The organism is Cecembia lonarensis LW9, assembly GCF_000298295.1.
Classification (GTDB): domain Bacteria; phylum Bacteroidota; class Bacteroidia; order Cytophagales; family Cyclobacteriaceae; genus Cecembia; species Cecembia lonarensis.
This window is the reverse complement of sequence record NZ_AMGM01000006.1, coordinates 82,816-102,453: the sequence shown is the minus strand read 5'-3', so window position 1 is coordinate 102,453 and position 19,638 is coordinate 82,816. Positions and strand designations below refer to the sequence as shown.

Genomic DNA, 19,638 nt, shown 5'->3' with positions numbered 1-19,638 from the left:
AATTGAAAAATTACCTGATCACTTCAAGCTCTGACTTTTTTCAGGGTCGTATTTGAGCTTTCCTACGCCATACAGGTATAATACTTTGGAATACCTCAACATTAAAGGAAGCAGAAGAAAATTAGAAATAATCACAGTAATCACATATACGGAAATTTCAGGGTCTCCAAAAACATAATTCAGAATCAAAAGGATGTTGATAACCAAGGCTACAGAAAAAGCATAACTGATATACATGGCACCATAAAAAAAATCCGGCTCTGGGGTAAGAACGGCTTCACAGTGCGGGCACTCTTGGTGCACCTCTGTCAATTTTAAATAACTTAGCATAGCTACTGGAAAAATATTTCCTTCCCTGCACCTTGGACACTTACCGTTCAAAATGGCCGACCCCAAACTTCTTCTTTTCATAAACTCCTTAATAAATCGCAAAATAAATGAACAATAACCAAATGAACGTGATTTACGTCACAATTAGAAATAAATTAGAATCAGCCGAAAAATAGTCATTTTGTAAGAATTTAGCTATTTTTGTAACATGTTAATGCGCTTACAAAAAAGCATCATCAGCAAATTTTTGGTTTACCTATTACTGGTAAACTTTATCAACCTTACTGCAAATTTTTACCATGCTTCCGTCATAGATTCATCACTCTTGGTCCATCAGGATCCTATCGATTCTTTGGCTGAACTGGTTCTGGAATTTGTATTAGACATGGATGAAGAAACCATTCCTGACACGGAAGTACCTCATGAAAAAAAGAAATTCTCTGACATAAAGCTTCAAGTAGCACCAGGAAAAATCGGGTTTTTACCAAAGTTCAGGTTTATTGAAAATATCACCGGTGACACGTATCTTGTACATTTTGATTCCATTAAAGGTGAAACTCATTCACCACCTCCCCGATTTGTTTGATTACTTATAAATGAAAGTATTTCCTGATTTATTTTAAACTATGTAATATGGTTCAAAGTGTAAATCAGCGAAAAACCCACAAGGATTTCTGATGTGGGCAAACCATATCAAACAAAAATTACACAAAAAAAGATTTTCCATTACAGATGAAAAAGATATTGGCTTTTATGGCCATCATATTCGTAAGCTCAGGGCTCAGGGCACAAGATGAAATAGACAGCCTTAAATTTGAAAGAAACCTTTTGGACAGTATTTTCCTTGCAGAATTTGAGGAACCTCAAATAAACCAAAAACCAAAGGTACTCCATGCAGAGCCACTTTACATTGACCTCATCAGAGACTTAGGTGCCAGGAAAGGAGAAAAGGAGTGGAACGTGGGCTTTGGAATGTTTGACAAAAGAGACTTTGACAAATATGAGGCTTTAGTAGAGTATGAATGGGCCCCTATCGATAGGCTAGGTCTTGAAATAGAAGTCCCTGTAACCCTATTCAATCTTAGGGACAGTCCTAGTGATATTGATCGTCCTTCCAATAGAATCGAATCCTTAAAATTGGCCGGTCAATGGTCCTTTCTGGTTTCTGAAAAAGCCAAAACTACTTTGGCTTTGGGATATATCCATGAATTTGAGTTTGTGGATCTCAACAAAATGGGACAGGGAGACCTTTTTAAAGGGAACATCTACAACCCGTTCTTTATAGCCGCAAAAAGATGGGGTATGAATTACCACACCTTGGTGTACACCGGGCCCAGAATAGAAAAAGAATTTAACCAAAGAAGGGATTTCACCTATGAGATCCATACCAATTTTCACTACATGATTTCAGGTACCCGAAATTTTATCGGAATAGAAGTCAATAAGGAAATTCATCAGGGAAAGCTCGAAGCTGTACTTAGGCCACAAATGCGGGTTGGATTGGCGGAAAATTTAATGGTGGGTATAGTGACAGGAATTCCCATCAATCGTGAAAGAGAAAGCTTAAGTTCTTTTGTCCGGATCATTTATGAACCAGGGTTTAAAACATTCCACTGAAAAGAGGCTGTCTTATAAATCGATTTTCAAATTTATTGCCTACACCAAATTCTATTTTGGGCTTGATGAAAAAGTCTCTTTTAAAATTGTTTGGGCACAACTCCCCTACCTCCTATACTGAGGATTTCATCCAGTTCATAATCTTTACCCTTACCCCACCTTAAGAGTTCTTCTATGGTATAAGTTTCAGTAGTATCTACATCTCTGACTTTATAATTATCAGAGGACAATCTGGCAATAATCTCCAACCTTCTCTTTTCACCTTGATTAGTGAATTCATAAAATCTTCCTACCCTGAGGTTATCCAGTGCAATTGCCATAAATCAAGATGTTTCTTTGTTCAATAAATTGATCTTTTTTATGGGGCCAGGACAGTACTGCTGGTGACAGCCCAAACAAGTCTGAACAACCATTTTGAAATTATCCTGCATCAAAGCCTGTGGGCTTTCTTCCAAGATTTGTAGATTTTCCAAATATGCTGAACCCATAAGCGCAAATGTAGGGGTCTTTACTTGGGGATTCGTAGGCTTTGCATTCAGGATTTCCCTGTGTTTCTCCAAATAGGACCTTATTTCATCCCCATTTTCAATAGCTTGGAGAATATCTTCCATGTCTGTAAACATTTCTCGCATCAGCAGTGCCAAGGGGGCATCTTCATTAGGAAATTTTACCGACTTGCTAACCTCAGCATCTGTCTTTTGGCTACAGGAAGCAAAAAGTAAAACTAAAAAACAAAAAGCTATATGTATATACTTAAGCATTTTCTTGGATGATCACTCCTATAGCCTCAAATGCGTATTCCTGTTTGGAAGAAGTAATGGCCTCTATTTCTTCCTGAGATTTTCCTGCATCTTCGGCATAATGCCTTAATGTGGCAACATCAGTAACTTTTTTTGTAGCCACTCCTTCTATGATTACTGGAAAGCCATGTGCGTTTTTTGGAACAAAAAAACCATAGTCCTTAAAAGTGACCCTCATTGTTTGGCCATTGGGAAGATCAATAGTCATCCAACAACCCTTCATGGAGCAGACTTCCTTGATTTCTCCTTTCACTTTTCCAGAAAATTCTTCTGAATTTTCGAGAACAGAAACCAGTTGCTGCAAAGAAACCACACCTGCTTCATTGATTTCCTCTCCAAAATATCCGGTAGGAAGATCACTTTGAACAGTAGCTTCGGTGGACTTTTCTGACTGACTACCATTACATCCTGCAATCAACAGGAAAGAAATCAAGCTGAAAATAAGTGGATTTTTCATAGGTGGATTTTTTTTCAAAACTAATCAGAAGATGAGTGTATTGCAAAAATAAAACTATGTCAATCTTTTAATTTTTCTGCAAACACCTTTTTGAATTTTTCAAGCTTAGGTTTGATTACAAATTGGCAATACGGTTGCATCCCATTTTCATTGAAATAGTTTTGATGGTAATCCTCTGCAACATAAAAGTTACTGAAAGCTGTAATTTCTGTAACTATAGGTCTATCAAAAGCACCTGACTCATCTAGTTTCCTTTTGAAAAACATGGCCTTCTCCTGCTGTTCCTCACTGTGGAAAAATACTGCCGACCTATACTGAGGACCCACATCAGCTCCTTGACGGTTCAATGTGGTTGGGTCATGGGTAGACCAAAAGACTTCTAGAATTTCTTCGAAAGACACCACCTTTGGATCGTACTGAATCTGAATCACTTCAGCATGACCGGTCGTTCCTGTGGTCACTTGTCTGTAAGTAGGGTTAGCTACATGACCTCCACTATACCCTGATAAAACTACCTCCACGCCATTCAGATTTTGATAGATGGCCTCTGTACACCAAAAACATCCAGCTCCAAGAGTAGCCACTTCATAACCTGCATTAACTTCAACTTGAGTTTTGGGTAAATCCTGCATCTTTTTTTCTTTTTTATTGGGACTTTGTGCACAGGCAGTACTTACTGCCGCAATGAATAAAACTAATAAAAGGGTATACTTCATCATTTGAGCAATTTATGGGATAACCAAAATCATGATCAAGAAGTTTACGGGACAAGGATTCTGACAGGTCCTTTTGGAAATTTATAGGGGTGCACAGGTTGATTGTTTTGTAAGACAACCACTTTTCCCTCCCGGTAAAGCCGCATCATTTCGGACTGAATATCTTCCATAAAATACCTCCATGATTGGGGATAAATCCATCTCACCACTTCAGAAGGACAAAAACTGGATTTGCCTCTCATCCTTCCCATTTCCAAAATGGCGGTCTCCAAGACTGGCGATGTATTGGTAATTAGCTTCACAACTCAAAAAAAGAAAAATTGCCCGATATTCAAGCTTTTCTACTTAAAAAATTAAATCAAGCGCTTTATTCTCAACAATAATTCATTGGGGTTAAAGGGCTTGGCAACAAAATCTGAAGCCCCTAATTGAAATGCCTTTTGAACGGAGGATTCTTCTTCTCCTAGTGCCGACAATACAATAATAGGAAGATCGGGATATTCTTTTTTTACCAAATATGTGACCTCAAGACCTGATTTAAAAGGCATCATAAGATCTGTTATCACCAGATCCGGCCTCAACTCATGGATTGCTCTGACACCACTGTCACCATCTCTTGCTATATACACCTGATACCCCTCTTTTGAAAGCTTGAATTCAACCATCTTTAAAATCAATTCATCATCTTCTATGAGCAATACTTTCTTCATGAGGTACTCTATTGTAATTAATCTTTCAAAAAGGGTGGGACTACCCCAACCTTCCACGCACGCTTGTTCTAGGATAGGCCTTAGAATTTATACTGCAACATTAAGGAAAATTCATATTCTTGTTGTGTCCTACCGGGATCAAATTCCTGATAATTATAAGTAGCCTGTATACCTGAAACAAATTTTTCTCCAAATAACCTGAAGTACCCTGCCCCTATACGCCAGGAATCTAAAGCTATCCTATTTTCAAATTGGCCTAAAGTAGGTCTTTCATCAGGAGAAGTACCATAACCTGCCAAAATGGTAAAGTAATCAAACCTCGTATTCATATAATACCTGGAAGTGAAGGTAAAGGCCGGAAAAAACTGGCTTTCTTCATTCTGCACAAAAGATCTTAGGTTAATCCACCAAGAACCAACATATTTACTCAATCCGAAAATAAGAGATCTGAACTCTCTTCTGCCTTCGGGCGGAGCTACTGAGGTGAATCTTCCTCCTATTTCCCACTCCCAGCCTTTGTCTAGATTCTGATAAAAAGAATAACCATACCGCTGTTCAGGAAAAACCAAGCTTGGGCTGTAAGCCAAACCCGCATAAGAATAAGATCTGCGGCCTGTAAAAAAATAAGATTCCAACTCATACTGAAGCCCGGAGTCAATACTGCTACCAGCACTAAGCCTGTTGGCATAATTTATCCTACCAATCAAGGAGCCCCATCTTCTTTCACGGATATACTGCATTCCGATTAAATGCCAAGGACCTACCCCATCTCTATCAAATCCGGTTAAACTATAATTTGTACCAATCCTGTCGTTATCCAATCTCAATTCCAATAAATTGAGCCTTTGTCTAAAATTGGATTGGTCAGGAAATTGAACGATCACAGACTGTAAAAAATCAAATTCCTTTCGCTCATCTCTTTCCAGTTGAATAAAAGCATGCTTGAAGACATAAAACTTAGCCTCATCGGGAAAATTATCAATAGCCATTTCAGATAACCGAAGCCCCACTTCCATCTGTTGCTGCTCCAATTCCAAAGGCAGGATTATTGAAAAAGCATCTTTATATGCAGGATTATTTTCAATCACAAGATTAAGAAAATACCTGGCGCTATCGTAGAAACCTACTTCCTTGTATACTTTTCCCAGCAGAAGGTGAAAATCATAGTAATCCGGTGCCACCTGAATACCCAATCTGCCCAATGCTATGGCTTCATTGGCTTTTGATTTATCTTTTGACTTTTCAATAACCACTTGCAACAAACTGTCTGTATCTATTTGCTGGGCTTTTAGTCCTGCATTTCCCACAAATACCACAGCCATAGCTATTATTAGAATTTTTTCAGTTAAATGCATATCAAAACTTTTTAGCTGTAGTGAAACCTTGTCTTTGCATGTTACCCCACTTTTGTTCCTTATTCATGAAAAAATGCCAATATCCTTTCAATGAAGCGTACAAACTGAAAGGATGATAAACAATAGGTTCTATCATAGCTTTCAGTATGAGACTACCCAACTCTTTCCAACTTGCATAATGCCCATAAAACCACTCATCCCAGAGTACTGAAAGCAAAGTCACCGTCAGATAAAAAAGGTAAACGATGAAAGTTATTTTCAAAAAATAAATCCCATTGAAATCAAGAAAGATAAATGCAAAAATCAGCCCTATCAAACCTATAAGCTCAATAATTGGTACCAAAAATTCATAAATGAAAAAATAAGGCATCACCAAAAAGGCTGTTTTACCATACTTTCGTTTAAAAAACATGGATTTGTGGAGGTTCAAAGTTTGTATCAGCCCCCTTGCCCAGCGAACGCGCTGTCGGATCAAAACGTCCCTTGTTGCAGGCACCTCTGTCCAACATAAAGATTCCGGAATGTATAAGATTTTAAATTTTTCTTTTGCATCATGCATAACTTTTCTCATCCTGGTAATCAGTTCCATATCTTCACCTAAAGATTTATGCCAATAACCTCCTGCTTTAATGGCAATTTCTTTGTCAAACATTCCCAAACCGCCAGAAACCAGCAGCAGACCATTAATCTGACTCCAAGCCATTCTACCCATCAAAAATGCCCTGATATATTCCAATTCCTGAAAAGATGCCCACCAGTTTTTAGGAAAGTGGACTTTCACCATAAAACCATCTTTGACTTCACAGGAGTTGGAAGCCCTAATGGGAGCACCGGTAGCAATGACACGGGTTTTTTCGGTCATAAATGGCTTAGCAAGTTTAAGGATGGTATCATTCCTAAGGATACAGTCTACGTCAGTACAAATAAATAGAGGATATTTTGCTGAATTAATCCCTGCATTAGATGCATCTGCTTTACTTTTCCCATTTACTTTATCCACTACGAGAAGTTTTGAATAAATGGGGTTAGTAGACTTATAATGACCACGTACTGGCTGTGTGGATATTTTTTCATCGTAGTAAAAGTCAACCTTTACCAACTCAAATTCCTCTATAAGTTTTTGTAAGGTGTTATCGACACTTCCGTCATTGACGATAACTACCTCAAATTTGGGATAATTCAAAGAAAGTAAAGACCTTACATTATGAATAATGTTTAGCTCCTCGTTAAACGCAGGGGCAACGATTGAGACCCCAAGTAAGTGATTGGATTTTACCAAAACATCATCTTTAATCGTGTACTTGGCATTATTATACACTTTAATAGCCCAAAAAGACATTATGGCCATTAATAGAAATATGAAAATATAGACTGAGGCGTACCCCGCGATAAACCATTCTAAAGTATTTATTAAGTATTCCATTTTCAAAAATTAAATTTCTAGGTAAGGACTTAATACATGTTTTTTAAACTTATCCAAGGACTTTTGTGGATCAAATTCAGTCTCAGAAAACTTTGAGTCCAAAGCCTTCAATGCATACATAGCCGTAAGCTTCAGTTCAGCACCTTTATCCATACTAAGCAGATGATGTATGAATTGAATTGAATCTCGACCTCCTATTTCTTTTAATGTCAGGACAATCTCCATTTGGTTTTCTTCATTTTCCTTGAAAAACCCTATGATCAAGTCTTGTTCCGCCTCAAATAGAAATAATTTACCTATCGTTTTAATAGCTTCATTTCTGATTTTAGCATTACCTGACCCCAATAATTGAGTCACTACTTGACCCGACTCCAAATCATTAAAGTGGGCCACTAACTTTAAGGCAAAAATCACATGAGAATCATTTTTAGAACTTAGCCAAGACTTTAGATTTGCAGGCTTTTTAAATTTCCTTCGCTGGATTACATGCATCAGGTTCAACATTTCCACATAGGTGATGGTATCCACATACGTTTGCAATACAGCCAATGGGTTTTCGTCTTCGGAAAGCGAAATATAGGCCAATAGTGCCGCTGAACGGAGCTCAGGGTTAGAATGGGTCAGATAACCATAAATTTTAGGTACTGCATTTGTATATTGAAGTTCCCTCCAATAATATATTCCCTTAGCCTTTAAATACCATATTTTGGAATTAACTAGATTTTCTGTATATCCATGTAATTCAAGTTTGAAATAAATAGCATGTAAAAGTTTACCGTTCTGACCTTTAAAGTTTTTGTCCAAATCAATGATATTTTGTATCAATAAATCCTTACACCAAGGCTTTTGAAATGGTACTTTCTTTTTGAATTCATTGATTTTATTATCAATGAATTTCTCAGATTGGTCTTCTGAAAAAATAATCTCCGATAAAAAGCCATTGGTCCTGTATTGCACTAATGTCTTTTTATTATTGAGGTAACTCTTCCTTAACCTCAATAAAAACAACTGGGAAATAATGAATAATACAGACAACAAAAGGAAAATCAAAACATAATCTGAAGCCTCCTGAAAACCAAGGTTTCCTGAAATTTCAGCTAAGGATTGTATATCCCCTGAAGCTGCCTGTCCTTTAGATAAAAACATAGCAGGTGTGTTAATAAATTATAAATGATGTAGTATGTAGCTTACAGATAAAAAAAGAGAAAGAATAAAGTTTACCAGGGTTAATTCTGGATCAATCTTTTAACTCTAAAAGCCAATTCATTGGGATGAAAGGGTTTCGGAACAAAATCAGAAGCGCCTTTCTGAAAAGCTATAGTTACCGTTTCTTCTTCTTCGCCCATACAACTCAAGACAATGACAGGGCAATCTGGTCGCTTGTTTTTTGTGTATTCAACAATCTCAATACCATCCCGGAAAGGGATCAATACATCTGTAATAACCAGATCCGGATGGACTGAATCAAATTTACTGATTCCTTCTTCACCATCTTCGGCCAAAGTAATGTTAAAACCTTCTTTTTTTAACCTGAAGCTAAGCAAACTGGAAATCAGTTTATCGTCCTCAATTATTAAAATGTGCTTCATAAACAATTGGATTAAAGTATAATTCGGGATAAATATAAATATTAAGAATTATAAAAAACAAGCTGCATAAAACTTAAAATTATATAAATTTTTTTCAAAAAAATACAAATAAATTAAAATGTATTATGTCAAAAAATAATTGCCGTTCTTAACCGATTTTGTCGATTGAAAAAAAAACAGTTTTTTGAAAAAAAAATGTTTCGTAATGTTATCATTTAGAAAAAACCAGTAAAATCAACATAAAGACGTATGAATATCAGATTCAAACCTAAGGTATTCAGTAGCTTACTTTGTTTGGCTTTGTGCTTCACTTTACATGCTTTTGGACAGAGCGATCCAAGAGGAGAAAGAAGGGTCACAGGTACTTATGCCATCGTCAATGCTACCGTAATCACCGCACCAGGTAAAACTCTAGAGGGAGCCACCATCCTCGTCAAGAACGGATTGGTGGAAAATGTCGGAAAAAACATCAGCCTTCCTCCTGAAGCCCAAGTGATCAAAGGCGATTCCTTATTCATTTACCCCGGTTTTATTGATGGTGCTTCAAGCATTGGGATAAGCAAACCTGCGGATCCGGAGAGACCGGCAAATTTTGATCCTTCCAACCCACCAGATGAATTAGCAGGGATAACCCCCTGGAGAAATGCCCTGGATTATTATGATAAAAACAATAATCAAATTACAGATTGGAGAAAGGTAGGATTTACTATCGCCCAAATCGTTCCTGAAGGTGGTATGCTTCCTGGTAAATCTGCAATTGTTACCTACGGGGGAAAAGAATCTACCAATATACTTGCTAATAATACTGCCCTCAATGCCAGATTTAGAAATGTTGGAGGTGGCCGAGGTATGTATCCCGGGACCCAATTGGGTATCATGGCAAAATTCAGAGACTTGTATAAAAATGCTGAACTTTCGGCAAAACATAACCGCTTGTTTGCCTCAACTTCCGGTTTGACAAGACCTGAAATCAATAAAACTTTGGAGGCATTTTTCCCTGTTTTGGATAAAAATATGCCCATCCTTTTTGAAGTTTCTAATGATTTAGAAACCAAAAGGGCTGCGAGTTTACAAAGGGAACTTGGTTTTCCTTTGGTTTTAGCCGGGGTCTCAGACATCAATTATTCCATTGATGCCATCAAAACCTCTAATGCACAGGTCTTGATCGGTTTTAGATTACCAAATGACAAAACCGCCAATGCAGACCTAGAGGGAAAGACTGATGAAATGAGGGGAAGGACCATCAGGATCAAGGAAGCTTACCAGGAAATTCTGGAAGGCCCGGCCCAACTTGAAAAAGCAGGAATTCCTTTTGGATTTACCAGTATGGGTGGAAGAAGTTCGGAAATGTTCAAAAACATCCGTTTGATGATTGAAAATGGTCTCAGCGAAGAAGCAGCTCTTGCTGCCTTGACCATCAATAATGCGAACATCCTTGGTATCCAAAAATTTGCAGGTACTTTGGAAAAAGGCAAACTGGCCAATATGGTAATCAGTACTGCCCCAATTTTCTCTGAAGATGCCCAAATCCAGCATGTCATGGCTGATGGATACCTTTTTGATTATGATATCAGCAAGAAAAGTAAAAGTAATGGCGCCAATGGAAAAACTATTGATATCACTGGTATTTGGGATTACACTTCCGATACACCGGCAGGCAGTTCCAACGGTACTATGGAAATCAAAAAAGAAGGCGATTCATTGCGCGGGACCATTACTTATGATAATCCTGCAGGAAGTGGAAAAGCCAGCTCTGAAATGAATAACATCACGCTTTCCGGTAACAACCTCTCCTTTACATTCAATGTTTCCGCTGGTGGCATGTCACTGGAAGTTACCGTAGCCGGAGATGTATCTGAATTGGATTTTAGGGGGAATATGTCTTTGAGTGATTTCGGAAGCTTTCCGCTCAATGCCAATAAAAAACCTAATCAACGCAACCAATAATCTTTGAAGCCATGAAAAAAATTAATTTGATCCTCATATGCTTTTTGATATTGGGCGGAATGATTGCAAATGCCCAAACACCAAAAGGCTCTTTATTGATAAAGAATGCCACCGTATTGACGGTAACCAATGGCACCCTTGAAGAGACCGATGTCTTGGTAGAGAACGGTATCATCAAGAAAATAGGCAAAAACCTAAATGCAGCAAATGTTGAAGTGATTGATGCTACTGGAAAATATCTCATGCCGGGTATCATTGATGCGCACTCCCACGTGGCTTTGGATGCAGTAAATGAGGCCACTGCTCCCATCACCTCGGAAGTTAAAATGGCTGATGTGGTAAACCCTTATGATATTGGCCTTTACAGGGCATTGGCAGGGGGTGTAACCATTTCTCACGCCATGCATGGTTCCGCCAATGCCATTGGTGGGCAAAACATCACTTTGAAGCACCGCTATGGTTCCTATAATCCGGAAGACCTTTACATGAAGGAGGCCCCAAGGACCATTAAATTTGCACTTGGCGAAAACCCAACCAGGGTGCATGGCCGGGGTAATGGCATACAGCCCAGAACCAGGATGGGGGTGGATGCCGTCATCAGAAATGGATTCAATGAGGCCCTACAATACAAAAAAGCTTGGGCCGATTATGAAGCTGCCTCCAAACAAAGAGGGGCCAATCCAGTACCTCCAAAGTATGATAGCAGGCTTGAAACATTGGTGGATATTTTGGATGGTAATATTATCATCCATTGCCATTCCTATCGTGCAGATGAAATTTATGCGCTGATAAATACCTGTAGGGAATTTGGAATCGACAACATTGTGTTTTCACATGTCAATGAAGGTTTCAAAGTCGCTCCTGAACTGGCTCAATATACTATGGGGGCATCTGTATTCGCTGATTGGTGGGCTTACAAATTTGAGGTATATTATTCCACAGCCTACAATGCTGCGATCTTAATGGAAAATGGCGTAATTACCTCCATCAATTCTGATTCAGGAGAATTGATCAGACACTTATACCATGAAGCTGGCAAAGCCCAAAGATACGGAGAGTTGGATGATGAACAAACACTTGCTTTGATTACCATCAACCCAGCCAAACAATTGGGGATTGCTGATAAGGTAGGATCTATAGAAGAAGGAAAACAAGCGGACCTAGTCATTTTTGAAGGCCACCCTCTATCTGTGTATGCTATACCTCAAATGACGTTTGTGGACGGGGTAAAGTACTTTGATATCAATGAAGATCCAGATGACATGAGGCTTAAGGTAAGTGCAAGTGAAGCCCTAGAGCCAATTTTCCTTAAAGAACACGAACACCGTTGCATGCATGGGGTAGATTTCTTCTTTACCAATTTTGGAAGAAGCCTTTTCAACCACTCACATTAATGGCTACATGTGTAGATTAAATGGTAAAAAAATGAAAACAATGAAAAAACTTATATATGCCTTTCTATTAGTCTGCCTCCCCTTATTGGGACATGCGCAGTTTGATGGTGAGTTTATCAAGCCAAGGTCAGGGAAATTCCTTTTGCAAAATGCCACTGTGGTCACAGTTACCAAGGGCACCTTAGCAAACACCAGTGTTCTTATCGATGGAGGGAAAATTGTTTCAGTAGGACAAAACATCCCCGCTGGAGATGCTGAAGTGATCGATTGTTCAGATCATTTTATTTATCCTGGTATGTTTGATGGCGGCAGCAGACTAGGGTTGGTCGAAGTGAATTCCTTAGCTGAAACACAAGATTATGCTGAAATTGGACAAGTAACGCCCAATATGCAGGCTTTAGTTGCTATTAACCCCAATTCAGTGGCTATACCGGTAACAAGAGTTAGTGGGGTAACAACCACTTTGGCCATGCCTTCTGGGGGTATATTCCCAGGAACTGCTGCCTTAATCAACCTGAATGGTTATACGCCGGATCAAATGTATGCAGGTTTCAAAGGTGTGGTACTCAACTTCCCTTCTTCCGCCAGAAGAAGTACCTGGGACAGAAGAAGCGATGAAGACATTAAAAGAGAAGCCGATGAGGCCCAAAAAACCCTAAATGAAATATGGGGCAGAGCTGAAACTTATTACCAGCTTCAGCAAGCCAATGCGGAACTTCAGTATTATCCTGAAATGGAACAATTGGCCAAAGTATTGGCTGGTGAGCTTCCATTACTTGTTGAAGTCAATGCAGCCACAGATATTTTATCGGCCATTGACTGGATCAAGTCCAAAAATGTAAATGCCATACTCACCGGAGTTGCTGAAGGCTGGAGGGTAGCAGACAAAATAGCAGAAGCTAATCTTCCAGTAATCACAGGCCCCATGCTTTCCATACCTACGAGGCAGTCAGACAGATATGATGCTGCTTATACCAACCCTGGCAAAATGGCTAAAGCGGGAGTCAAGGTAGTCATTAGAAGTAATGATGCCGAAAACACCAGGAATCTACCCTTTAATGCAGGGTTCGCTGCTGCCTATGGTATGGGTAAAGAAGAAGCTTTAAAAGCCATTACCATCAATGCCGCCGAAGTCTTTGGTATTGCTGACAAAATGGGATCCATCGAAGCAGGAAAAGACGCTACTTTATTTGTGGCTACTGGTGATCCTTTCGAAACCAAATCCCAAATCCGTCATGTATTTATCGATGGATTCAGGGTTCCCATGAGTAACCGACACATTAAATTGTACCAAGAATTCCTGGAAAGATCTCCAGGCTTGGAAAAAAATTGATTTGGAATTAAGTTTAGACCGCAGCTACTATTGGCTGCGGTTTTTTTATATTTTATATGATAGTCAGCACTACAAATCAACTGGAAGGTTACAAAATTACCGCCTACCTGGGTATAGTATCAGGTGAAACCATCATTGGTGCCAATGTTTTCAAAGATTTCTTCGCAAGCATCACAGACATTGTAGGAGGAAGATCCGGTGCCTATGAGCGCGTACTGAGAGAAGCAAAAGCAACCGCTATGGCTGAAATGGAAATGCAGGCCAAAGCTTTTGGCGCCAATGCTGTCATAGGTATCGATCTGGATTATGAAACCATTAGGGATGGCATGTTGATGGTCACGGCTGCCGGAACAGCCGTGAAAATAGAGAAAGTCTTCAATTAATTGACGATTTCAATCCTACCAGAGCCCACCTCCCCACGGATGGTCGTTGAAGCACCATTGTTGATGTTCAATGCCCCAGTAGACTGGGCTTCGCCCACTTTGGCAGATCCGCTACCCGTGGTAATGTTGAAATTAAAATCCCTCAGATTGCTAAAAGTCTGAATATACATATTCCCCGAACTGGCTTTTAAAGTAGTCTGAGGACTTAAACCGGAATTAGTGGCAAACAATTGGCCAGATGAAACAGCGATATTACGAATCCCTTTCACATTGGCCAATTCAATTTTACCTGAACTTGCTATGGCATCAATAAGGCCATTAAGATCTTTGACAAATACCTCTCCGCTTGACGATTGAACTTGAACATCTCCTTCCAACCGAAGCATTTCGATTTTTCCAGATGTCAAAGTGGCATCAATACCTCCAAGAATATCTTCCAGCCTTCCCTTACCAGAAGTTATATCCACCTCAAGCCTTGGTACAGCAAGGTTCTGAGCGACAATTTCGCCTGAGCCAGCCCTTAGATTTGCCGATGTTGCCACCACATTCTTGGCGGTAATTTTTCCTGATCCCACTTCAAGATCAAGCAACATATTCCTTGGACCTGTGATCCGGATTAAACCATCACCTCTGGCACTCCCACTGAACAGCCTGTTATTGGAGACCAATGATACTTTTAAGGTGCTGCCTACCAAGTTGTAATCTACCTCAAACTTACGGCTGGAATTAGAACGTAATGCAACATCCAAACTCAAGGATTGTCTACCGCTTTCCCCAATATATTCTACTTCTAAAAATCCCCCATCAACTTCTACTTTGGTGACGCCTTGAAAATCTTGCTGAACCTCTGAAACCAAAGAAAGGTCATCACTTAGACAACTGCTTAAGAAAAATAAAATGGGCAATACTCCTAACTTAAGTACTTTGGCCTTACTACCAAATAATATGCGCTGACTGATTTCAGCACCAAATGGATTAAATTTCATATATAACTTAGTGTTTAAACTTAAAATACTGTCTCAGCGAAAGGAATGCCAGATTCTCCTAAAAACCATTTTGGATAAAAATATTTTTTGGCCCTATACCTTGGAAATTCAAATTACAGGCGTTTATTTTGTTTTGTCTTTCACTTTTAGCGTGAAGGATTTATAAAGAAGAGGCGAGAGACAGGCTTTAAGACCCTCTGGCAACCTGGAAAATCCAAGGTGCCAATTCCTGCCAGTTGAACATATTGTCAACTGGAAATATAAATTCTGACAGTATGAATTTTATAAAACGCCACCTAAGACAACCCCCTTATTTTATTGTTAACCCAACAGCCCTTTGTAGGACTGATCCCATTTAATTAATTTACAGCTCAAATATTATCCTATAAAGTCTATAGGAAAATAAAAATATCATTTTAACCCTTAAATTACTCATTATGCCCAACTATCATTTTGAAACCCTACAGTTACATGCTGGCCAAAGTCCGGATCCCAGTACCAATTCCAGAGCTGTACCCATTTACCAGACGACATCTTATGTCTTCAACTCTGCTGAACATGGTGCCAATTTATTTGCCTTAAAAGAACTTGGCAATATCTACACCCGGATCATGAATCCAACCACAGATGTTTTTGAGAACAGAGTGGCTGCCTTAGAAGGTGGTGTAGCAGCTGTAGCTACTGCTTCTGGACAGGCAGCACAGTTTCTAGCCCTCAATAATATCCTTGAAACAGGGGATAACTTTGTTTCTACCTCTTTTCTTTATGGGGGCACATACAATCAATTCAAGGTTGCATTCAAACGAATCGGAATTGAAGCCCGTTTTGCAGCAGGAAATGACCCCAAAGATTTCGAAAAATTGATTGATAAGAAAACCAAAGCCATCTATTTGGAAACCATTGGCAATCCGGAATTCAATATTCCCGATTTTGAAGCCATTTCAGCATTGGCCAAAGTACATGACATCCCTTTGGTAGTAGATAACACTTTCGGTGCAGGAGGTTACCTGTTTCAGCCCCTGAAACATGGCGCTAATATCGTTACCGCTTCTGCTACCAAGTGGATTGGGGGACATGGTACTTCCATTGGAGGTATCATCATAGATGGCGGGAATTACAATTGGGGCAATGGCAAATTCCCACAGTTTACGGCCCCTTCTGAAGGCTATCATGGACTCAAATTTTGGGAAGTATTTGGAGAAAACAATCCTTTAGGCCTTCCCAATATTGCCTTTGCCATCAGAGCAAGGGTTGAAGGCTTAAGGGATTTTGGTCCTGCCTTGAGTCCTTTCAATTCTTTCTTATTACTACAGGGTTTGGAAACGCTGTCTCTAAGAGTGCAGAGAACGGTGGACAATGCCTTAGCCATTGCCCAATGGTTGGAAAACCACCCCAAAGTAAAGAAGGTCAATTACCCCGGCCTGGCCTCTTCTCCTTATCATGAACTGGCGAAAAAATACCTCAAACATGGCTTTGGTGGTGTTTTGAGCTTTGAACTCACAGGAGACAAAGCCAGCACATCCAACTTTATCAACCAACTGAAACTGATTTCCCACTTGGCTAATGTAGGAGATGCCAAAACCCTTATCATTCAACCTTCTGCAACAACCCATCAGCAATTGAGTGAGGAAGCACAGGTTGCAGCAGGTGTAACGCCTACTCTACTCCGCCTGTCCCTCGGAATAGAACACATCGAGGATATCAAAGGCGATCTTCAACAGGCGTTTGAAAGTCTCGCCTAATTACAAAACAGAAAAACCTGTCAAGTCTTTTGAGGCTTGACAGGTTTTAATTAGCCTTTTTAATAAAATGAATTTAGAAAGCGATTATTTGATTGTAGAAATGGCACAGGAAACCTATAAGCATGAAGGTACTTTGGTACTGGAATCAGGTGAAACACTTAAAGATTTTGAAATTGCCTTTACCACACAAGGCCATCTTACTACGGAAAAAGACAATGTCATTTGGGTCGTTCATGCGCTCACCGGTGATGCCAAAGTTCAAGAATGGTGGAGTGGGTTAGTGGGTGAAGACAAATTCTATGATCCTTCCAAATACTTTATCGTTTGTGCTAATCTATTGGGTTCCTGTTACGGCTCTACCAATCCTTTATCCCAAAATCCTGCCACAGGTCAGCCCTATTATTATGATTTCCCTCAATTGACCACAAGAGACTTGGCCAACTCCTTGGAGCTGCTCCGCCAATACCTGGGCATTTCACAGATCTATACCTTGATTGGAGGATCTTTGGGCGGACAGGTGGTTTTGGAATGGGCATACCTCTTGGAAGAAAAAGTAATAAACGCCGTTATCCTGGCCTCTAACGCTAAAACTTCTCCATGGACAACAGGTTTCAATGAAAGTCAACGGATGGCCATTGAAGCAGACAGCACTTGGGGAAAAAAGTATCCCGAAGCAGGTAAAAAAGGGTTGGAGGCTGCCCGTGCCATGGCTATGATTTCTTACAGGCACCCTGAAGATTTTGCTTTAAAACAATCAGACAAAGAAGAAAAATTAGATAATTTCAGGATTGCTTCCTACCTCCGCTATCAAGGTCAAAAACTGGCCAAGCGATTTAACGCCTACTCCTATTGGGTCTTAAGCAAGGCAATGGACAGCCATGATATCGGTAGAGGTCGTGGAGGAACAGTACCTGCACTCTCTCAAATTCGGGCTAAAATTTTGGCCATCGGTGTAGACCGGGACATGTTGTTTTTGAAAGAAGAATCACAATTCATCGCAGAACATGCTCAAAAAGGAAGTTTTCGTGAAATAATCTCTACCTATGGTCATGATGCCTTTCTGATTGAATATGGGCAACTACAATATATACTAAGCAGTTTTTACCTCGAAAGTAATACGGATAAATAAATTTCCCACAATGGTTTATCCCTAGACCAATGATTGAAGCACCATTTGATCGGATTTGAAAAATTATGGGATAAGGTTAACTTTAAATATGAAATTCACACAAATTAAAGAATCCTGCCTATACATACATGACTTGGAACTGGCCGAAGCATTTTACCACAAAATGCTCCGCATGCCGATCATATCCAAAGTGAAGGACAGGCACATCTTTTTTAGATGTGGGAATGCTGTTTTACTTTGTTTTTTGCCGGAAGCTACCAAAAATGAATCAACACTTCCGCCCCACTTTGCCACTGGTAAACAGCATATTGCATTTGAAGTAAGCCAAGATGATTATCAGGAAAGTATCAATACCTTAAAAAAAAGTGGAATTCAAATTACCCATGAGCAAGAATGGAAGGATGGCCTGAAAAGCAGCTACTTCGAAGACCCATTCGGTCATGTGCTTGAAATCGTCCCGGATGGAATTTGGGAATAAAATAAACCGGAAAATTATTGGGCTTTGGTCCATTCTACTGTTCTGCCAATCAAAGAAACCCCAATAAATCCCCTCACTTCTAAAATGTTTTCTGCTTTTTTCTTGATGGTACTGGAATAGGTCTTCCCATTTCTGGGATCGTAAATACTTCCATTTTCCCAACTGCTTCCTTTAAATTCAAAATCCTCCAATAACTTCATCCCGATGATAGGTCTAGTTCTTTTAGATTTATCTGAATTATTGGCATCCATTACAGGTTTTCCGTTTTCTACTGGATCTTTGAGCCAAACTACCCTGCCAAAATACTTACCTCCATCTTTAAAAATTTCAATTTTAGCATCCTTTTCTGTATTATACCATTGCCCCAAAATATCATCAGCTTTCTGGGCCAATGCCAGGTTAAGAAGGCCTAAGCTCAATAAAACACTTAAGTAAATTGACTTTTTAATCATAGTATGCTGTTTTATTATCAGGTTTCAAAGTATAGTAATACTTTTACGTCTGAAAATGTTCAACTGTTACTGGCTTTTTTGAAATGCATCAGCAATCTAAACCCAAAGTTTCAACCCAAACAATCCCTTTGGAATTGACATTGAAAAATACACACTTCCTACTTTTACCGGAAAAAGCTATTTTTCTTCCAAAGCATCATTGTTTATTGATTGCAGATCCTCATTTTGGCAAGGCCGCACATTTCAGGAAAGCAGGGATTCCTGTACCGGAAAAAGTCCATTTGGTCGATTACCTCAAAATTGAAAGCCTGATCAACCGTTTTGCTCCAAAAGAGATCTTTTTCTTGGGCGATTTGTTCCACAGTGATTTCAACAATTCCTGGCATGATTTAGAGGCTTTTCTTAGCCTATACCCAAAAATCAAATTCCACTTGATAAAGGGAAACCATGACATATTGCCTGAAGGTTTTTACCGTTCTGAATACTGGCAACTACATGACCAATCCATCATATTAGGTGAATTGGTTCTCTCCCATGAACCTGAACCCAGTATTCCCGTTAATACGATCAATGTATGCGGACATATCCATCCAGGGGTTTCACTTTATGGAGCGGGAAGGCAAAAATTGACCATGCCCTGCTTCTTTGTTTCACCTGAAAGGATCATTCTCCCAGCTTTTGGGCGTTTTACCGGATTGGCAAAAATGGAATGTGGCAAAAATGACAGGGTATTTGCGGTGGCTGATAAAAAAGTACTGGAAATCAAATTAAGTAGCTAAGGTTGGTTTAATTCAGGA

The 19,638-nt window shown here is 39.4% G+C and carries 23 protein-coding genes and 1 riboswitch; of the genes, 10 read left to right on the top strand and 13 right to left on the bottom strand.

Annotated elements, in window-relative coordinates; translation table 11 throughout:
- Positions 1 to 18: 18 nt before the first annotated feature.
- Entirely contained in the window at positions 19 to 411 is a 393-nt protein-coding gene (locus B879_RS03480; RefSeq protein ID WP_009183757.1) for a DUF983 domain-containing protein, read from the bottom strand.
- Between the two features lie 133 nt (positions 412 to 544).
- Between B879_RS03480 and B879_RS03475 the strand changes: the two genes are divergently transcribed.
- Positions 545 to 916: a hypothetical protein gene (locus tag B879_RS03475; RefSeq protein ID WP_009183756.1), complete on the top strand. Its 372-nt coding sequence runs from the start codon at positions 545 to 547 to the stop codon at positions 914 to 916.
- A gap of 146 nt (positions 917 to 1,062) precedes the next feature.
- Positions 1,063 to 1,947: an HAEPLYID family protein gene (locus tag B879_RS03470; RefSeq protein WP_009183755.1), complete on the top strand. Its 885-nt coding sequence runs from the start codon at positions 1,063 to 1,065 to the stop codon at positions 1,945 to 1,947.
- Between the two features lie 80 nt (positions 1,948 to 2,027).
- Here the strand turns inward: B879_RS03470 and B879_RS03465 are convergent, their stop codons facing one another.
- The 10 genes from B879_RS03465 to B879_RS03420 form a co-directional block, all read right to left on the bottom strand.
- The gene (locus B879_RS03465) at positions 2,028 to 2,267 is read right to left on the bottom strand and encodes a hypothetical protein (RefSeq protein WP_009183754.1); all 240 of its coding nucleotides are present in this window, start codon (positions 2,265 to 2,267) and stop codon (positions 2,028 to 2,030) included.
- A gap of 3 nt (positions 2,268 to 2,270) precedes the next feature.
- Complete coding sequence (locus B879_RS03460) at positions 2,271 to 2,708, bottom strand: hypothetical protein (RefSeq protein ID WP_009183753.1); 438 nt, start codon at positions 2,706 to 2,708, stop codon at positions 2,271 to 2,273.
- The gene (locus B879_RS03455; protein ID WP_009183752.1) at positions 2,701 to 3,204 is read right to left on the bottom strand and encodes a DUF4920 domain-containing protein; all 504 of its coding nucleotides are present in this window, start codon (positions 3,202 to 3,204) and stop codon (positions 2,701 to 2,703) included. The genes B879_RS03460 and B879_RS03455 overlap by 8 nt, the downstream gene beginning before the upstream one ends.
- A 59-nt stretch (positions 3,205 to 3,263) precedes the next feature.
- Positions 3,264 to 3,920 (bottom strand): peptide-methionine (S)-S-oxide reductase MsrA, encoded by a 657-nt coding sequence (gene msrA / locus B879_RS03450; protein WP_009183751.1) that lies wholly within the window; start codon positions 3,918 to 3,920, stop codon positions 3,264 to 3,266.
- 44 nt (positions 3,921 to 3,964) lie between these two features.
- A complete protein-coding gene (locus B879_RS03445) occupies positions 3,965 to 4,222 on the bottom strand; it encodes a DUF3253 domain-containing protein (protein WP_083847925.1) in 258 nt (85 codons plus the stop codon).
- A gap of 51 nt (positions 4,223 to 4,273) precedes the next feature.
- Complete coding sequence (locus B879_RS03440; protein ID WP_040400176.1) at positions 4,274 to 4,630, bottom strand: response regulator transcription factor; 357 nt, start codon at positions 4,628 to 4,630, stop codon at positions 4,274 to 4,276.
- Positions 4,631 to 4,710: 80 nt separating this feature from the next.
- A complete protein-coding gene (locus tag B879_RS03435) occupies positions 4,711 to 5,985 on the bottom strand; it encodes a YaiO family outer membrane beta-barrel protein (protein WP_157231508.1) in 1,275 nt (424 codons plus the stop codon).
- 1 nt (position 5,986) lies between these two features.
- Positions 5,987 to 7,408 (bottom strand): glycosyltransferase family 2 protein, encoded by a 1,422-nt coding sequence (locus B879_RS03430; RefSeq protein ID WP_009183748.1) that lies wholly within the window; start codon positions 7,406 to 7,408, stop codon positions 5,987 to 5,989.
- A gap of 9 nt (positions 7,409 to 7,417) precedes the next feature.
- Positions 7,418 to 8,554, bottom strand: a complete 1,137-nt coding sequence (locus B879_RS03425; protein ID WP_009183747.1) for a HEAT repeat domain-containing protein — start codon at positions 8,552 to 8,554, stop codon at positions 7,418 to 7,420.
- A gap of 80 nt (positions 8,555 to 8,634) precedes the next feature.
- Complete coding sequence (locus B879_RS03420) at positions 8,635 to 8,997, bottom strand: response regulator transcription factor (protein ID WP_009183746.1); 363 nt, start codon at positions 8,995 to 8,997, stop codon at positions 8,635 to 8,637.
- Between the two features lie 249 nt (positions 8,998 to 9,246).
- Between B879_RS03420 and B879_RS03415 the strand changes: the two genes are divergently transcribed.
- From B879_RS03415 to B879_RS03400, 4 genes are read left to right on the top strand one after another with little or no spacing between them, the layout of a single operon-like run.
- Positions 9,247 to 10,944 carry an amidohydrolase family protein gene (locus B879_RS03415; protein WP_009183745.1) on the top strand — a complete coding sequence of 566 codons (1,698 nt, stop codon included), beginning with the start codon at positions 9,247 to 9,249 and terminating at the stop codon, positions 10,942 to 10,944.
- An 11-nt stretch (positions 10,945 to 10,955) separates the two neighbouring features.
- The gene (locus B879_RS03410) at positions 10,956 to 12,338 is read left to right on the top strand and encodes an amidohydrolase family protein (protein ID WP_009183744.1); all 1,383 of its coding nucleotides are present in this window, start codon (positions 10,956 to 10,958) and stop codon (positions 12,336 to 12,338) included.
- A gap of 40 nt (positions 12,339 to 12,378) precedes the next feature.
- Complete coding sequence (locus tag B879_RS03405) at positions 12,379 to 13,671, top strand: amidohydrolase family protein (RefSeq protein ID WP_009183743.1); 1,293 nt, start codon at positions 12,379 to 12,381, stop codon at positions 13,669 to 13,671.
- Between the two features lie 56 nt (positions 13,672 to 13,727).
- Positions 13,728 to 14,054 carry a YbjQ family protein gene (locus B879_RS03400; RefSeq protein ID WP_009183742.1) on the top strand — a complete coding sequence of 109 codons (327 nt, stop codon included), beginning with the start codon at positions 13,728 to 13,730 and terminating at the stop codon, positions 14,052 to 14,054.
- On the opposite strand, the gene B879_RS03395 is transcribed toward B879_RS03400, so the two are convergent.
- Positions 14,051 to 15,040, bottom strand: a complete 990-nt coding sequence (locus tag B879_RS03395) for a DUF4097 family beta strand repeat-containing protein (protein ID WP_009183741.1) — start codon at positions 15,038 to 15,040, stop codon at positions 14,051 to 14,053. The genes B879_RS03400 and B879_RS03395 overlap by 4 nt on opposite strands.
- 157 nt (positions 15,041 to 15,197) lie before the next feature.
- A riboswitch (SAM riboswitch) is annotated at positions 15,198 to 15,307 on the top strand.
- 170 nt (positions 15,308 to 15,477) lie between these two features.
- On the opposite strand from B879_RS03395, the gene B879_RS03390 reads away from it, so the two are divergent.
- The 3 genes from B879_RS03390 to B879_RS03380 all read left to right on the top strand — a co-directional run bounded on the left by B879_RS03390 (position 15,478) and on the right by B879_RS03380 (position 18,389).
- A complete protein-coding gene (locus B879_RS03390; RefSeq protein WP_009183740.1) occupies positions 15,478 to 16,782 on the top strand; it encodes an O-acetylhomoserine aminocarboxypropyltransferase/cysteine synthase family protein in 1,305 nt (434 codons plus the stop codon).
- 67 nt (positions 16,783 to 16,849) lie between these two features.
- On the top strand, positions 16,850 to 17,911 hold the full coding sequence (locus B879_RS03385) for a homoserine O-acetyltransferase family protein (protein ID WP_009183739.1): 1,062 nt from the start codon (positions 16,850 to 16,852) through the stop codon (positions 17,909 to 17,911).
- A gap of 88 nt (positions 17,912 to 17,999) precedes the next feature.
- Entirely contained in the window at positions 18,000 to 18,389 is a 390-nt protein-coding gene (locus B879_RS03380) for a VOC family protein (RefSeq protein ID WP_009183738.1), read from the top strand.
- Positions 18,390 to 18,403: 14 nt separating this feature from the next.
- Here B879_RS03380 and B879_RS03375 read toward each other — a convergent pair whose 3' ends face one another.
- Positions 18,404 to 18,841 (bottom strand): DUF2147 domain-containing protein, encoded by a 438-nt coding sequence (locus tag B879_RS03375; protein WP_009183737.1) that lies wholly within the window; start codon positions 18,839 to 18,841, stop codon positions 18,404 to 18,406.
- 128 nt (positions 18,842 to 18,969) lie between these two features.
- Here B879_RS03375 and pdeM point away from each other — a divergent pair, with 128 nt between their 5' ends.
- On the top strand, positions 18,970 to 19,620 hold the full coding sequence (gene pdeM, locus B879_RS03370; protein WP_238542076.1) for a ligase-associated DNA damage response endonuclease PdeM: 651 nt from the start codon (positions 18,970 to 18,972) through the stop codon (positions 19,618 to 19,620).
- The last annotated feature ends 18 nt before the right edge of the window (positions 19,621 to 19,638 follow it).

Coding starts and splice junctions, on each gene's coding strand:
- B879_RS03480 (WP_009183757.1), bottom strand. CDS start 411: ATGAAAAGAAGAAGTTTGGGGTCGGCCATTTTGAACGGTAAGTGTCCA.
- B879_RS03475 (WP_009183756.1), top strand. CDS start 545: ATGCGCTTACAAAAAAGCATCATCAGCAAATTTTTGGTTTACCTATTA.
- B879_RS03470 (WP_009183755.1), top strand. CDS start 1,063: ATGAAAAAGATATTGGCTTTTATGGCCATCATATTCGTAAGCTCAGGG.
- B879_RS03465 (WP_009183754.1), bottom strand. CDS start 2,267: ATGGCAATTGCACTGGATAACCTCAGGGTAGGAAGATTTTATGAATTC.
- B879_RS03460 (WP_009183753.1), bottom strand. CDS start 2,708: ATGCTTAAGTATATACATATAGCTTTTTGTTTTTTAGTTTTACTTTTT.
- B879_RS03455 (WP_009183752.1), bottom strand. CDS start 3,204: ATGAAAAATCCACTTATTTTCAGCTTGATTTCTTTCCTGTTGATTGCA.
- msrA (WP_009183751.1), bottom strand. CDS start 3,920: ATGAAGTATACCCTTTTATTAGTTTTATTCATTGCGGCAGTAAGTACT.
- B879_RS03440 (WP_040400176.1), bottom strand. CDS start 4,630: ATGAAGAAAGTATTGCTCATAGAAGATGATGAATTGATTTTAAAGATG.
- B879_RS03435 (WP_157231508.1), bottom strand. CDS start 5,985: ATGCATTTAACTGAAAAAATTCTAATAATAGCTATGGCTGTGGTATTT.
- B879_RS03430 (WP_009183748.1), bottom strand. CDS start 7,408: ATGGAATACTTAATAAATACTTTAGAATGGTTTATCGCGGGGTACGCC.
- B879_RS03425 (WP_009183747.1), bottom strand. CDS start 8,554: ATGTTTTTATCTAAAGGACAGGCAGCTTCAGGGGATATACAATCCTTA.
- B879_RS03420 (WP_009183746.1), bottom strand. CDS start 8,997: ATGAAGCACATTTTAATAATTGAGGACGATAAACTGATTTCCAGTTTG.
- B879_RS03415 (WP_009183745.1), top strand. CDS start 9,247: ATGAATATCAGATTCAAACCTAAGGTATTCAGTAGCTTACTTTGTTTG.
- B879_RS03410 (WP_009183744.1), top strand. CDS start 10,956: ATGAAAAAAATTAATTTGATCCTCATATGCTTTTTGATATTGGGCGGA.
- B879_RS03405 (WP_009183743.1), top strand. CDS start 12,379: ATGAAAAAACTTATATATGCCTTTCTATTAGTCTGCCTCCCCTTATTG.
- B879_RS03400 (WP_009183742.1), top strand. CDS start 13,728: ATGATAGTCAGCACTACAAATCAACTGGAAGGTTACAAAATTACCGCC.
- B879_RS03395 (WP_009183741.1), bottom strand. CDS start 15,040: ATGAAATTTAATCCATTTGGTGCTGAAATCAGTCAGCGCATATTATTT.
- B879_RS03390 (WP_009183740.1), top strand. CDS start 15,478: ATGCCCAACTATCATTTTGAAACCCTACAGTTACATGCTGGCCAAAGT.
- B879_RS03385 (WP_009183739.1), top strand. CDS start 16,850: ATGAATTTAGAAAGCGATTATTTGATTGTAGAAATGGCACAGGAAACC.
- B879_RS03380 (WP_009183738.1), top strand. CDS start 18,000: ATGAAATTCACACAAATTAAAGAATCCTGCCTATACATACATGACTTG.
- B879_RS03375 (WP_009183737.1), bottom strand. CDS start 18,841: ATGATTAAAAAGTCAATTTACTTAAGTGTTTTATTGAGCTTAGGCCTT.